This is a genomic window from Peribacillus butanolivorans (genome assembly GCF_001273755.1).
GTDB classification, from domain to species: Bacteria; Bacillota; Bacilli; order Bacillales; family DSM-1321; genus Peribacillus; species Peribacillus butanolivorans.
This window is the reverse complement of sequence record NZ_LGYA01000005.1, coordinates 12,479-27,005: the sequence shown is the minus strand read 5'-3', so window position 1 is coordinate 27,005 and position 14,527 is coordinate 12,479. Positions and strand designations below refer to the sequence as shown.

The 14,527-nt window shown below is 38.9% G+C and carries 16 protein-coding genes; 1 reads left to right on the top strand and 15 read right to left on the bottom strand.

What is annotated here, in order from left to right:
- Positions 1–36 precede the first annotated feature (36 nt).
- The 6 genes from rpsR to AKG34_RS22160 form a co-directional block, all read right to left on the bottom strand.
- Positions 37–276 (bottom strand): 30S ribosomal protein S18, encoded by a 240-nt coding sequence (gene rpsR / locus AKG34_RS22185; RefSeq protein WP_053348323.1) that lies wholly within the window; start codon positions 274–276, stop codon positions 37–39.
- Between the two features lie 47 nt (positions 277–323).
- On the bottom strand, positions 324–854 hold the full coding sequence (ssb, locus tag AKG34_RS22180; protein WP_053348322.1) for a single-stranded DNA-binding protein: 531 nt from the start codon (positions 852–854) through the stop codon (positions 324–326).
- 69 nt (positions 855–923) lie between these two features.
- On the bottom strand, positions 924–1,208 hold the full coding sequence (gene rpsF / locus AKG34_RS22175) for a 30S ribosomal protein S6 (RefSeq protein WP_053348321.1): 285 nt from the start codon (positions 1,206–1,208) through the stop codon (positions 924–926).
- Positions 1,209–1,416: 208 nt separating this feature from the next.
- Complete coding sequence (gene ychF / locus AKG34_RS22170) at positions 1,417–2,517, bottom strand: redox-regulated ATPase YchF (RefSeq protein WP_053348320.1); 1,101 nt, start codon at positions 2,515–2,517, stop codon at positions 1,417–1,419.
- 168 nt (positions 2,518–2,685) lie between these two features.
- A complete protein-coding gene (locus tag AKG34_RS22165) occupies positions 2,686–2,883 on the bottom strand; it encodes a DUF951 domain-containing protein (protein WP_053348319.1) in 198 nt (65 codons plus the stop codon).
- A gap of 20 nt (positions 2,884–2,903) precedes the next feature.
- On the bottom strand, positions 2,904–3,740 hold the full coding sequence (locus AKG34_RS22160; protein WP_053348318.1) for a mechanosensitive ion channel family protein: 837 nt from the start codon (positions 3,738–3,740) through the stop codon (positions 2,904–2,906).
- A gap of 394 nt (positions 3,741–4,134) precedes the next feature.
- Between AKG34_RS22160 and yyaC the strand changes: the two genes are divergently transcribed.
- Entirely contained in the window at positions 4,135–4,770 is a 636-nt protein-coding gene (gene yyaC, locus AKG34_RS22155; protein WP_053348317.1) for a spore protease YyaC, read from the top strand.
- Between the two features lie 67 nt (positions 4,771–4,837).
- Here yyaC and AKG34_RS22150 read toward each other — a convergent pair whose 3' ends face one another.
- From AKG34_RS22150 to spoIIIJ, 9 genes are all read right to left on the bottom strand, one after another.
- Positions 4,838–5,539, bottom strand: coding sequence for a DUF554 domain-containing protein (locus tag AKG34_RS22150; RefSeq protein ID WP_053348316.1), 702 nt, complete (start codon positions 5,537–5,539; stop codon positions 4,838–4,840).
- A gap of 76 nt (positions 5,540–5,615) precedes the next feature.
- Positions 5,616–6,476, bottom strand: a complete 861-nt coding sequence (locus AKG34_RS22145; RefSeq protein WP_053348315.1) for a ParB/RepB/Spo0J family partition protein — start codon at positions 6,474–6,476, stop codon at positions 5,616–5,618.
- A complete protein-coding gene (locus AKG34_RS22140) occupies positions 6,469–7,230 on the bottom strand; it encodes a ParA family protein (protein WP_053348844.1) in 762 nt (253 codons plus the stop codon). The genes AKG34_RS22145 and AKG34_RS22140 overlap by 8 nt, the downstream gene beginning before the upstream one ends.
- A gap of 225 nt (positions 7,231–7,455) precedes the next feature.
- On the bottom strand, positions 7,456–8,316 hold the full coding sequence (gene noc, locus AKG34_RS22135) for a nucleoid occlusion protein (RefSeq protein WP_053348314.1): 861 nt from the start codon (positions 8,314–8,316) through the stop codon (positions 7,456–7,458).
- A gap of 410 nt (positions 8,317–8,726) precedes the next feature.
- Positions 8,727–9,443, bottom strand: a complete 717-nt coding sequence (gene rsmG, locus AKG34_RS22130; protein WP_053348313.1) for a 16S rRNA (guanine(527)-N(7))-methyltransferase RsmG — start codon at positions 9,441–9,443, stop codon at positions 8,727–8,729.
- A gap of 30 nt (positions 9,444–9,473) precedes the next feature.
- A complete protein-coding gene (gene mnmG, locus AKG34_RS22125; protein ID WP_053348312.1) occupies positions 9,474–11,360 on the bottom strand; it encodes a tRNA uridine-5-carboxymethylaminomethyl(34) synthesis enzyme MnmG in 1,887 nt (628 codons plus the stop codon).
- Between the two features lie 20 nt (positions 11,361–11,380).
- Positions 11,381–12,766, bottom strand: a complete 1,386-nt coding sequence (gene mnmE, locus AKG34_RS22120; RefSeq protein ID WP_053348311.1) for a tRNA uridine-5-carboxymethylaminomethyl(34) synthesis GTPase MnmE — start codon at positions 12,764–12,766, stop codon at positions 11,381–11,383.
- A gap of 345 nt (positions 12,767–13,111) precedes the next feature.
- The gene (gene jag / locus AKG34_RS22115) at positions 13,112–13,732 is read right to left on the bottom strand and encodes an RNA-binding cell elongation regulator Jag/EloR (protein WP_053348310.1); all 621 of its coding nucleotides are present in this window, start codon (positions 13,730–13,732) and stop codon (positions 13,112–13,114) included.
- On the bottom strand, positions 13,729–14,517 hold the full coding sequence (gene spoIIIJ / locus AKG34_RS22110) for a YidC family membrane integrase SpoIIIJ (RefSeq protein WP_053348309.1): 789 nt from the start codon (positions 14,515–14,517) through the stop codon (positions 13,729–13,731). Before spoIIIJ ends, jag begins: the two co-directional genes overlap by 4 nt.
- Positions 14,518–14,527 lie beyond the last annotated feature (10 nt).

Sequence of the window (14,527 nt, the reverse complement as noted above, 5' to 3'; positions counted from 1 at the left end):
AGCACATTAAGGACTGCTCCTCAATGTGCCTATTAATTATTCACCAGATACGTATGGTAGTAATGCCATAGTACGTGAGCGTTTAATAGCAATCGTTAATTTACGTTGATATTTAGCGCTTGTGCCAGTTACACGACGTGGTAAAATTTTACCGCGTTCTGAGACGAATTTTTTAAGAAGATCTGTATCTTTGTAATCAATTTTAGTGATTCCGTTAGATGTGAAATAACAAACCTTTTTACGCTTACCGCGTCCTTTACGTCCACCCATTGCCATAATAAATTTCCCTCCCTGCTTGTTGAATTTTCATTTTAAACGGCTGTTTAAAACGGAAGATCATCATCTGAAATGTCGATTGTTTTACCGTCATTTGCAAATGGATCATCATCTACACGAGTGTAGTTGTTGTTGCTCCGTTGATTCTGATTAGGATTTTGTCCATACGAATTGTTGTCATTTCCGTTATTATTGTTGTTATAACTTCTTTGACCTCCACCGTAAGAACCGCCTTCATTTCTTTCACCCGCTGAACTGCTTCGTGGTTCAAGGAATTGAACGCTCTCAGCCAGAATCTCCGTCACATATACTCGTTTGCCGTCTTGTCCTTCATAATTACGTGTTTGGACACGTCCATCCACGCCAGCTAAACTGCCTTTTTTCAAGAAGTTAGCTACATTTTCTGCCGGTTTACGCCAAACTACACAGTTAATGAAATCTGCTTCACGTTCACCCGACTGATTCGTAAAACTACGGTTCACAGCCAAAGTAAAGGTAGCCACAGGAACTCCATTAGGTGTATATCGTAATTCAGGATCTTTAGTTAAGCGTCCTACCAAAACTACGCGATTCATCATCAGAATCAACCCCTAGGTTTCAAACTTGTTTCACGTGAAACAAGATTAGAATTTATATTAAATATCGGATTATTCTTCTTCTCTAGTAGCCATGTGGCGAATAATGTCTTCACTGATTTTAGCAAGACGATCGAATTCTTGAATCGCAGCACTTTCAGCGTTAACTTTAAGAAGCATGTAGTAACCATCACGGAAATCATTGATTTCGTATGCAAGACGGCGTTTACCCCATTCTTTTGCTTCTACTTCCGCACCATTATCAGAAAGGATTGTGTTGAAACGTTCAACTAAAGCTTTTTTAGCTTCTTCCTCAATGTTTGGACGGATGATATACATAATTTCGTATTTTCTCATCACTGTCACCTCCTTTTGGTCTAAGCGGCCCAATTGGGCAAGGAGCAATTATTTATAATTACTCACAAGAAGAAATTATAGCATAGTTAAAGGGGCTTTGCAACGAACGGTTAGACTTATTACAATTTATTGAAATCAAATGTTTTAGACTTAAACTATACCGAAAAAAAAGACTCTACAGATTGGGTCTGTAAAGTCTCTCTATGCCTTATACGTTAAAACGGAAATGGATTACGTCGCCGTCGTTAACGATATATTCTTTACCTTCTAATCGTACTTTGCCCGCGTCCTTTGCAGCGCTATGGCTTCCTGCTTCAAGTAGGTCATTATACGAAACGATTTCGGCACGGATGAAACCGCGTTCGAAGTCTGTGTGAATGACACCTGCACATTGAGGTGCTTTCATACCTTTACGGAACGTCCAAGCACGTACTTCCTGAACTCCAGCAGTAAAGTATGTTGCCAAACCTAGCAGGTTGTATGAAGCACGGATCAATTGATCAAGACCGGATTCCTCGATGCCGAGTTCAGATAGGAACATTTCCTTTTCTTCACCTTCAAGCTCCGCAATTTCTTCTTCAATTTTTGCGCAAATTACGATAACTTCTGCGTTTTCTTTCGCAGCATATTCACGAACTTGTTGAACATATTCATTATCAGCAGCATTAGCCACTTCATCCTCACTTACATTCGCTACATAAAGAGTCGGCTTCGCTGTAAGCAAGTGCATGCCCTTCACGATTTTTTGCTGTTCTTCAGTAAATTCAACTGAACGAGCTGGTTTTTCTTCTTCCAATGCTTCTTTCAAAGCGACAAGGATTTCATGCTCAGCCACTGCGCCTTTATCTTTCTGCTTGGCCATTTTTCCAACGCGGTCGATTCGTTTATCAACAGATTCCAAATCAGCAAGAATCAATTCAAGATTGATGACTTCAATATCATCTATTGGATTTACTTTTCCAGAAACGTGAGTAATGTTATCGTCAGAGAAGCAACGAACGACTTGACAAATTGCATCAACTTGACGAATATGAGAAAGGAATTTATTCCCAAGACCTTCCCCTTTACTAGCTCCTTTTACAATCCCAGCAATATCCGTGAATTCAAACGCCGTTGGCACTGTCTTTTTCGGCTTCACCAATTCAGTCAATTTTTGCAAACGATGATCAGGCACTTCTACAATCCCGACGTTTGGATCAATTGTACAAAAAGGATAGTTGGCAGATTCCGCACCTGCCTGAGTTATTGCATTAAATAAAGTGGATTTACCTACGTTAGGCAAACCAACTATACCAGCTGTTAAAGCCATTTATATTTCACTCCTTCAAGATAATTCGTACATATGGAAAAAGATAAATCTTCTATAAAAACAAAATCTAATTACCTAAACCTTTCCCAATTATAGATTTCACTTCTTAAAAAGACAAGTAAATCATTGAGATAGTAAGACCGCTCTCTCTCCATGAAAAAAGCATGATCAATCCTCATGCTTTTGTAGAACTTTTTTCATTTTCTTTGCAAATTCACGTCGAGGCAACATCACGCTATGACCGCAGCCTTCGCATTTTATCCGGATATCCATACCCAGCCGGATAATTTTCCACTTATTGACCCCACATGGATGTGGTTTTTTCATTTCGACAATATCCTTCAGTGCAAATTCTTTTTCATCCATAACCATGAGCCCCCTAGTTCCTACGACTCGCTGCCGCTATATGTAGATTTAATTCCACTTAAATCAAGAGCAGCACTTATTTCTTTTCTTAACATTCTACTAATTTCGACATGATACATCGGCTTTGTTTCAGCTGTAACTCGAAGGACGATTTCATCAGGACCTACTGTTTCAATTCCCAAAAATTCAGGGGCATTAATTAAGGCTTCGTATTTACCTTCCATACTACTTAAAAGATCGATCAGCACTTTTTCAGCAAGCTCGACTGATCCATCATTAGGTATGGTCACATCAACAACAGCCATACTGTTTAAGATAGAATAATTTGTAACTTGGATAATACTACCGTTAGGTATGAAGTGCAATTCCCCTGAGCTACTTTTAATTTTTGTTGTACGAAGCCCAATTTCGAGAACTTCACCCTCAAATGTATTAATTTTAATATAGTCCCCAACCGAGAAGTGATCTTCAAAAATCACAAAGAACCCTGTGATAATATCTTTGACCAAACTTTGAGCACCAAACCCAATGGCCAAACCGAGTACACCAGCACCAGCAAGTAACGGCATTACCTCAATTCCAAAAATATCCAGAATCATTATCAAGGCAATGAAATTGATGACATAGGTAATGATATTTTCCAGCAATTTAATGAGTGTCGCTTCCCTGCGCTCCGATACCCGAATGGGACTTCTTAAACGTGCTTTGAAAAATTTATTCAGAATAGTCTTTCCTATTCTAATAATAATACGCGATAACAACAGAACAAGGAAGATTTTAATAATTCCCTCACCCATCAGTAGCCATACTTTTTCATCCAATATTTCTTTTATAATGTTATTATAAATGCTATCCATCTTTTCCTCCTGCCTATTGCAAAATCCTGCAAAACTTTTAGATTCCCTATGACCTTCCTATTTTGGACGTATTCCTTCTACCCCTCAAGCCGAAAGATAACCCTAAATAAGAAAAGTTTTCTCTATTTTATCAATAAATATGGGTTTCTGTACAAAAAAAATATGGATATATAGGTAAGATAATTAGAAGTTTTTTCTATTTCCATGAATGATTTTTTGCTAGAGAGTATACATAACGACAATTGGTAGAGGAAGAAGCATCTTACTATTTCCCCTTCCCCCGTTTGCGTGTTCTTATCAAATAAATCCCCCACCGATTTTACATTAAATACCGTATATTTTTCCTTTTTTATCCGTATACTGTAATACCAAACGAAGTAAAGGAGTTGAGCCGATGAATCTGAATTCTAGTCTATTTAATAATAATAAAAATAGATTGAGCCGCATCCTACATGAAGATACGGATGCATCTAAACAAATTTCTCAAGAATTAATCAACCTTCTTCCAACTGGAAAGCTTCAACCTATCGTAATTGTCTGTATTGGCACAGACCGTTCTACTGGCGATTCCCTCGGTCCACTTGTCGGCACTCTGCTTAATGAAAAAACAGAAGACGGTGCCTCTTCTTTCCATGTTTATGGAACTCTCGATAATCCTATACATGCTATGAATTTACAGGAAAAATTAAATGAAATTAACAAAATCCATACCAATCCCTTTATCGTCGGAATCGATGCTTGCTTAGGAAAATTGAAAAGTGTCGGCATTGTTCAAATTGGCCAAGGTCCGGTGAAACCTGGCGCTGGAGTCAATAAAGATCTACCTTCTGTTGGTAATGCCCATATTACTGGAATCGTGAATGTCAGTGGATTCATGGAGTTTATGGTCCTACAAAATACTCGTCTTAATCTAGTCTTAAAAATGGCCAAAACCATTGCAGAGGGTATTTATGAAGCACAAAATCATTATCCAGTAAAACCAACTTTCACTCCATTCTCCTGGTCATTCAAGCAGGAAAAAACTCTTTGATTCTAATGTTCCTGAAAAGTTTGGCCGAGTATAAAAATAAAGGAAGGGGTTCACCCCTTCCTTATTTTTATAAATAATACATGATTGTAACTAGAATTGCTGTAATCATTATTCCTGGAAGCAGGTTAGCCACCCTGATTTTGGTGACACCGATAATATTCAAGCCAATCGCTAAAATCATGACTCCTCCAGTTGCTGTCATTTCAAGAATGAATGAATCCATTAACGCAGTTGGGATCAAAGTATTAATTTGCCTTGAAAAAATGGCAATGAATCCTTCATAAAGAATGATAGGGAATGCTGAAAAAAGTACACCAATGCCAAGAGTACTGGACAGAACTAGCGCTGTAAACCCATCAATAATCGATTTTGTTATTAAAACATCATGATCATTACGGATCCCACTATCCAAGGCACCGATAATGGCCATCGCTCCAATGCAAAATATGAGCGTGGCTGTTACGAATCCCTGTGATATCGAAGTTCCTTTTTTCGCTTTCATCCGACGTTCAATCCAATTGCCTAAAGAATTAAGCCTGGCTTCAAGATTCATCCATTCTCCAAGCACAGCGCCTCCCACAATACTTATAATGACCATGATAAAATTATCACTTTTAAAACCCATCTGCAATCCTAAGACTATAACGGTCAAACCGATACCACTCATAACCGTTTCTTTTATCTTCTCAGGTATATGCTGTAAAAACATTCCCAAAATCGACCCGATTAAAATACAAGCCCCATTCACAAAAGTCCCCAATAAAACCAACTTATTCACCTAATTCTCTACAGTAAAGATCCCCTGTCGTATATCTTCATTAAAAAATCGTCTCTCAAAGAAGGGACTAAGAGGAAAGGTTTTCTTGATCAATCAAGTCTAATATTCTCTCTAAATCTTCTTTGGAAAAGAATTCGATTTCTATTTTCCCTTTTTTCTTGCTTTGTTTAATAGTCACGCTTGTTCCTAGTCTTTCACGTAGACTTGACTCCCGCTGCTTTATAAATATGTCTTTTTTCACTTGTTTCGCAGGTTTAGTTTCACGTGAAACCGTATCATTTAATTGATGAATATATTGCTCTAGCTTTCGGACATTCATTCCTTCTTTGAGAATTTTGTCTATAACTGGCTGAAGCAACTCTTTTTTCTTTAATCCTAGTAATGCACGACCATGCCCCATAGAAATTTCACCTTCAGAGATATAACTCCTTATCTTTTCAGGCAAAGATAGTAATCGAACATAGTTAGCAATATGCGGCCGACTTTTCCCCAAGCGAATAGCCAACTGTTCTTGAGTGATTTCTAATTTTTCAAGCAGGGTTTGATAAGCAGCCGCTTCCTCGATTGGGTTTAAATCTTCCCGTTGAAGGTTTTCCAAAATGGCCAGTTCCATCATCTGTTGTTCATTCAGTTCCCTCACAACAACCGGTACTGTCTTTAAACCAGCTTCTTTTGCGGCACGATAACGTCTCTCCCCAGCCACAATTTCATAGCCTTTAATACTTTTCCGGGCAATAATCGGCTGTAATATCCCATGCTCTATGATTGATTGCTTAAGTTCTTCTATCGCTTCAGGTCGAAAACTTTTCCGGGGCTGATAAGGATTTGGCCTTAATTCCCTCAATTTAATTTCCCGCACGATTTCATCTTTACTGATTTCCCCATTGTTGAATAGTGCGTTTAGACCTTTGCCAAGTCCCTTAGCCATTTGACACCACTTCCTTTGCCAGTTCTAGATAGACCTCCGCTCCTCGTGACTTTGGATCATAAATAATTATCGGTTCTCCATGGCTCGGCGCTTCACTCAATCGGACATTACGTGGAATGATGGTTTGATAAACTTTATCCTGAAAGTATTTTTTGACTTCCTCAATAACTTGAAGACCCAAATTTGTTCTAGCGTCCAGCATCGTCAATAGCACACCTTCGATTTTCAAATCATGGTTTAAATGCTTTTGCACGAGACGGACCGTATTTAAGAGCTGACTTAAGCCCTCCAATGCATAATATTCGCATTGTACAGGAATTAAAACAGCATCAGCAGCTGTTAATGCATTTAGGGTAAGCAGTCCTAATGATGGTGGACAATCGATTACAATGTAATCATACTGACTCTGCACCTCTTCTAACGCCCTTTTTAAACGGACTTCCCTAGAGATGGTTGGAACAAGTTCTATTTCAGCACCTGCAAGTTGAATTGTCGCAGGTATAACATATAAGTTTTCAACCTTTGTTTCCAAGATAACGGTACTGGCTTCGACATCATCAACCAATACATCATAAATACATTGTTCTACATCTGCTTTATCAATACCTGCACCGCTTGTCGCATTTCCCTGCGGATCGATATCGACCAATAAGACTTTCTGTCCTATGTATGCAAGACAAGCACTAAGGCTGACAGAAGTTGTCGTTTTTCCAACACCGCCTTTTTGATTGGCAATGGCGAGAATCTTACCCACGAATTCACCTGCTTTCAACTATCTTTATACTCTATATCTAAATGCATTTACCGTAATTTTCTTTCTTTCTATTTTATCATGAATAATCCTGGAAGAAATCGTTTTCTGAAATTCCTCTTAAAATTTGGAATTTCCCTAAAAATGACCAAAAGATGCTGTTGAAAAGAGAGAATAAAAAAAGCTTGGTAATCGAAGACTACCAAGCGGGGGCTAAGGAAAAGGGGATCAAGTTTTCTTCTTAGGAATTTTAATCGTAAATTGATAATATTCCTCGAATTCCTCTTCCTCTGCATCCAAATTTATTCCATTGTCTGTTACCATATTCAACGATTGACGGATGGTATTTACCGCAATCCTCATGTCTTTACTAAACGCCTTTCGTTTTGGCTTCGGCTTAAGTACCGTTCCGGTGAGTAGCTTGACGACCCGCTCTTCTGTCTGCTTAACGTTATAGCCTTTTTCGATGATTTCCAAAAGTAGTTTGATCTGCTTTTCCGGACTTTTTAAAGGAATTAACGAGCGGGCATGACGTTCCGTAATTTGCTTTTGAAGAAGTGCATCTTGGACCTCCTTCGGCAGCTTAAGCAGCCGAAGCTTATTTGCCACGGTAGATTGGCCAATTCCGAGTCTTTGTGCCAGAGCTTCTTGAGTTAAACTATGAAGCTCTAATAGTTTCCCATAAGCTAATGCTTCTTCAATCGGTGTCAGCTCTTCACGCTGAAGGTTTTCTATCAGCGCAACTGAAGCCGTTTCTGTATCCGTAAGATCCTTAACAATAGCAGGTGCCAATTCCCAACCAAGCTTTTGCATAGCACGAAAACGACGCTCGCCTGCAATGATTTCGTATTTCCCCTGACCATGTGCCCTTACTACAATCGGTTGAATGATCCCGTGTGTATGAATCGTTTGAGCCAATTCTGCAATTTTATCGTCATTAAAAACGGTCCTTGGTTGAAATCGATTAGGCACAATATCAGAAATGGAAATTTTTCTTATTTCTTCGTTATTATTGCTAGGTGTCTCCATCTCTAGTTGCTGTTCTTCTTTTTCGCCAAACCCAAAGAACCGCGAAAAAGGATGCTTCATCTTCCTACACCACCTTTTAAAACTCCCAAATAACATATTCTCTATTGAAAGGACAAGTCCTTCATACATTTCCCGACATGGTTATACATATGGTCCATCGTTGTAAAAAACATGTCGACTATCGTCATTAAAGCAATAATGAGGCATAGACGCCCAGATATTATAGATATCTGCCGGTATGCCCGAGATTATTTCCCTGATTTTTCAAAAAGATAAAACTCCGACTTTCTCGCTCTGTAGGTAAACGAGGCATATGGTTGTAAAGAACACTTTGTCGGATATTCTCCTTCAGGTTTACTTATACATTTTTAAATGGATAAAAAAATCCTACATTTATAGTAAAAGAAAATTAGAACAAGTGCTAGCCAAAATCTATCTATCAGCCACAATGAATAGCCATAGTAAAAGGATTATTCAATGGGCTGTTTATTTGGTGTACCAGGTTTTCTAGGGTATTTTTTAGGAGTCTTCTTTACTTTTTTTACCGTAATGATGTTTCTTTCACTATTCTCTTCGGGCAATGTGAAGGGATAAATTTCTTCAATTTTTCCTCCTAATGTAAAAATCGCCTTCTTACCTGTATCCATTTCATCTTGTGCACTTGCCGCTTTCATGGCAATGAACGTCCCATCCGGTTTGACAAGCGGCAAACAAAGCTCACTTAAGACAGACATCCTCGCTACCGCTCTTGCCATAACAATATCATAGGATTCACGATGCTCTGGTTTTTGAGCGAAGGTTTCCGCCCGGTCATGGTAAAAGGAAACGCCCTTTAATTGTAACTCATCAGCAAGATGATTTAAAAAGGAGATCCGCTTATTCAAAGAATCCACGATAGATACGTGGATATTTGGGAAACAAATTTTCAAAGGAATGCTCGGAAATCCAGCTCCAGCTCCAACATCGCAAATCTTATAAGGCTTGTTAAAATCGAAATAGAAAGCTGCACTAATTGAATCATAAAAATGCTTTAAATAAACTTCTTCTTTATTCGTGATGGCGGTTAGGTTCATCTTTTCGTTCCATTCCACCAATAATCGATAATAGGTGTCAAACTGTTCAAGCTGACGAGGAGAAAGCTCGATACCCTTCTCCTGTAGTGCTTGTTGAAATTGTTCAATGTTCATGAATTCTTCAATCCTTTTCGGGTATTTCCGTTACTGAGAAACTCTGGCAATCTTACCTTGTTCCAAATAAACAAGCAAAATGGAGACATCAGCAGGATTTACACCGGAAATTCGTGAAGCCTGAGCTACTGATAGCGGGTGGACCTGTTTTAATTTTTGACGTGCTTCCGTTGCAAGACCGGAGATGGCATCATAGTCGATGTTCTCTGGAATTTTTTTATTCTCCATTTTTTTCAGACGATCGACCTGTTGCAGAGATTTCTCAATATATCCCTCATATTTAATCTGGATTTCGACTTGTTCCGTCACTTCGTCGCTTAGTTCGACATCACTTGGAGCCAGCTTCTGAATATGAGAATAATCCATTTCAGGACGTTTCAATAAATCGGACGCACGAATTCCATCCTTCAACTCACTGCCACCACTTGTGATAATAACGTCTTGCACTTCTTGCGTTGGTTTAATGAAGGTTGATTTCAGTCGTTCTTTTTCTACTTCAACTGCTTCCTTTTTCAAAAGAAAACGTTTGTAGCGGTCTTCTTTGATCATTCCAATATTGAAACCAATTTCCGTTAAACGTAAATCCGCATTGTCATGACGCAACAATAAACGATATTCTGCACGTGAAGTCAGCAAGCGATATGGTTCATTCGTACCTTTCGTAACAAGATCATCAATTAAAACTCCAATATAGGCATCCGAACGGCTTAAGATCAGTTCTTCTTTACCTATCGCATTCAATCCTGCATTAATACCAGCCATCAACCCCTGGCCCGCTGCTTCTTCGTAGCCGGACGTTCCGTTAATTTGGCCTGCTGTATACAAGTTTTTAACTTTTTTCGTTTCTAGTGTAGGCCAAAGCTGTGTAGGAACGATTGCATCATATTCAATTGCATATCCCGCACGCATCATTTCCGCCTTCTCGAGCCCTGGAACCGTTTGAAGGATTTTCACTTGTACATCTTCAGGTAGACTTGTTGACAGCCCTTGCACATAAACTTCCTTTGTATTGCGCCCTTCAGGTTCAAGGAAAATTTGATGGCGCGGTTTATCATTAAAACGTACAACCTTATCTTCTATTGATGGGCAATAGCGTGGTCCAGTTCCCTTAATCATCCCAGAATACATCGGTGAACGGTGTAAATTCTCATCGATGAGCTGGTGTGTTCCCTCATTCGTGTATGTTAACCAGCATGGCAATTGATCAGTGATGAATTTCGTTGTTTCATAAGAAAAAGCACGTGGAACTTCATCACCAGGCTGTATTTCTGTTTTGCTGTAATCAATGGATGAACTATTGACGCGAGGAGGCGTTCCAGTTTTAAAACGAACTAAATCAAATCCTAATTGCTCCAAATGTTCAGAAAGTCTGATGGAAGGCTGCTGATTGTTAGGACCGCTTGAATATTTTAGTTCCCCTAAAATAATTTCTCCACGTAAATATGTTCCTGTCGTGATTACGACAGTTTTCGCACGATACACTGCACCTGTTTTAGTAATGACACCCGTACAAACATCATTTTCAACAATTAATTCCTCAACCATTCCTTGAATTAATGTCAAATTTTCTTGATCTTCTATCGTCTTTTTCATTTCTTGCTGATAAAGATATTTATCAGCCTGTGCCCTCAACGCACGTACTGCCGGACCTTTAGCTGTATTCAACATCCTCATTTGAATATGGGTTTTATCAATATTTTTTCCCATTTCACCGCCTAAAGCGTCAATTTCTCTGACAACTATCCCTTTTGCCGGTCCGCCAATAGACGGATTGCATGGCATAAAGGCGACCATATCTAAATTAATGGTAACCATCAAAGTTTTAGCTCCAACTCTTGCAGCTGCAAGGCCTGCTTCACTACCAGCATGTCCAGCTCCAATAACAATAACATCATAGCTTCCTGCTTCGTATTGCATGTTTTCTCCTCCTTTTACTGTTATTTTCCTAAACAAAATTGCGAGAACAATTGGTTGATCAAATTATCCTGAACACTTTCACCAATGATTTCGCCGAGAAGCTCCCAGGCCTTTGTGAAATCAATTTGAACTAAGTCAATCGGCGTCCCCATGTCAATCGCTTCAATTGCATCCTCAATTGACTGTAATGCTTGACCAAGTAAGGCTATATGACGAGCATTCGAAACATAGGTTAAGTCTCCTGATTCTAAAGAACCCTCAAAGAATAAAGAAGCAATCGCATCTTCCAACTCATTGACTCCTTGATCCTCAAGTAAAGACGTAGAAACAATTTTATGCGATGCTGCCTTTTCCTTAACCTGATCCAAATTGATTTTTTGCGGAAGATCAGTTTTATTGATAATAACGATAACATCCATTCCTTTAACGGCTTGGAATAGTTTTTCATCTTCAGGTGTAAAGTCATCGGAATAGTTTAAGACAAGTAATATTAAATCTGCCTCTTTTAATACCGCACGAGAGCGTTCAACACCAATTCGTTCAACAATGTCCTCTGTTTCCCGAATCCCTGCTGTATCGACAAGTTTAAGCGGTACTCCGCGAACATTGACATATTCCTCAATTACATCACGTGTTGTGCCGGGAATATCAGTAACAATGGCCTTATTTTCATGAACTAAGCTGTTAAGCAAAGAAGATTTTCCGACATTTGGGCGTCCGATGATAACCGTCGCCAGCCCATCTCGCAGAATTTTCCCTTGCTGTGCAGTATGCAGGAGTTTCTCTATCTCCGTCTTCACATAGCTGCCTTTTTCCAAAAATAAACGATGTGTCATTTCTTCGACATCATCATATTCCGGGTAATCTATGTTTACCTCGACTTGTGCGAGGGTCTGTAAAATTTCCTGACGTAACTTTTGAATTAATTTCGAAAGCCGCCCTTCCATTTGCCCTAAGGCTACATTCATCGCTTTATCTGTTTTTGCCCGAATTAAATCCATAACAGCTTCTGCTTGGGAAAGATCAATCCTTCCATTCAAAAAAGCTCGTTTCGTAAATTCACCAGGTTCTGCTAAACGTGCTCCCTGTGAGAGGATAAGCTGTAATACCCGATTGACCGAAACGATCCCGCCATGACAATTTATTTCGACTACATCTTCTCTTGTAAATGTCTTTGGACCTTTCATAACAGAAACCATAACTTCTTCTATGATTTCACCTGTTTTCGGTTGAGTTAAGTGTCCGTAATGAATCGTATGTGATTTCACTTCGAGCAAACTTTTCCCGCCTGGTCCTTTAAAGATTCTATCGGCTATTTCTATGGCCTCATCACCGCTGATTCTTACGATGGCAATTGCCCCTTCCCCTAAGGGAGTAGAGATAGCGGTGATTGTATCGAATTCCATGCTTTCACCTCTTATATATTGATGTTTCTATATTTTTCCCATAATAAAATCGTCGAATTCCCTAAATAACTACAATACCACAGTATATTCATGAAAAAAAGTAGATACTCCTTCCTTTCAAGAGTTATCCACATGCATTAAAACCCATATTCTGTATCACTTATTTTAACTTATCCACATGTGAATAACAAATATAGCCCGCTTTCCCTCTTGCTCTTTTCTTAAATCCTTACTAATTACGAATGGTCAAAACAGAAACATGTCGAATATTGTTGAATTTTTCTTTTATTTTTAAAGAATTCAACAGACAACCAAAAAAAGAACCTCCGCTTAATAGCAGAAGGTTCATCTGATTGGAGTAATGACCAAATGGCGATATGGCTCTGTACCATTGGAATTTGTTTTGATTTTTGGGTAATGCAGTAGAGCATTATGAATGACCTTCCGTTCAAAGGATGGCATCGGCTCCAGTGAAACAGATTTACCAGTTTTTATTGCTTTATTTGCCATTCTTTCAGCCAATTGGATTAAAGTATCATTGCGGCGATTTCGATAATCTTCTGCATCTACAGTTACATTCAAAAACTGCTTCGAATAGCGATTTGCAACCAGCTGCGTTAAATACTGAAGGGAATTTAATGTTTGCCCCCGTTTTCCAATTAATAAAGCAATCTTTTCACCTGATAAATGAAACGTTACATTCTTACCTTGACGACGGACATCAATTTCTGCATTAACTCCCATGTTTTCACTGACATTCTTCAAAAATTTCAGTGACTCTTCAATAGGATCGGCTGGCAAAGTCACATGGACGATTGCCTTCCTTGCACCAAATAAACCAAAAAAACCTTTTTTGCCTTCATCTTCAATTTCAATCTCCACGCGATCCCTAGTGCTGTTCAGTTGAGCTAAAGCTAAATTTACTGCTTCTTCGACAGATTGTCCTGCAGCAGTTACTTTTTTCACTTTTTCTTTGCTCCTCCCGCGTTTTCCGCAGCTGCTTTTCTAAGATCTGGACCTTTAATGAAATACGTTTGAACGATACCGAAAATGTTACCTACTACCCAGTAAAGTGAAAGAGCAGCGGGAAATTTAATTGCAAAAACAACAATCATAATTGGCATGATGTAAAGCATCATTGTCATTTGTGCTGCCATTTGTGGATTAGAGTTCATTCCAACCATGGATAATTTTTGCTGAATAAAAGTCGTAATACCTGCAACAACCGGTAAAATATAATATGGATCCGGGGAACCTAAATCAAACCAAAGAAAGCTATGAAGAGCAATTTCTTCCGTACGGCTGATAGCATGGTAAAAACCGATCAAAATCGGCATTTGCACCAATATTGGTAAACATCCCGCCAATGGATTCACATTATATTTTGAAAATAAAGCCATCGTTTCTTGCTGTAGTTTTTGTTGTGTGGCAGCATCTTTTGAGCTGTATTTTGCTTGAAGTTCTTTCATCTCAGGCTGAATGGCCTGCATTGCTTTCGAGCTTTTCACCTGTTTGATCATAAGTGGAAGTAATGCTAAGCGAATGATTAGGGTAACACCGATAATCCCAAGACCATAGTTTTCCCCGAATGCTTCAGAGAGCCAAATAATCAGAGCTGATAATGGATAGACAATGTATTGATTCCAGAACCCTTCACTTTCTGCAGTTATAGGTTCTTTAATTTCCGTACACCCTGCTAACAACATCATTATAGAAGCTAGTCCAATAATGAGTAATATTCGTTTTTTCAACCGTAATTTC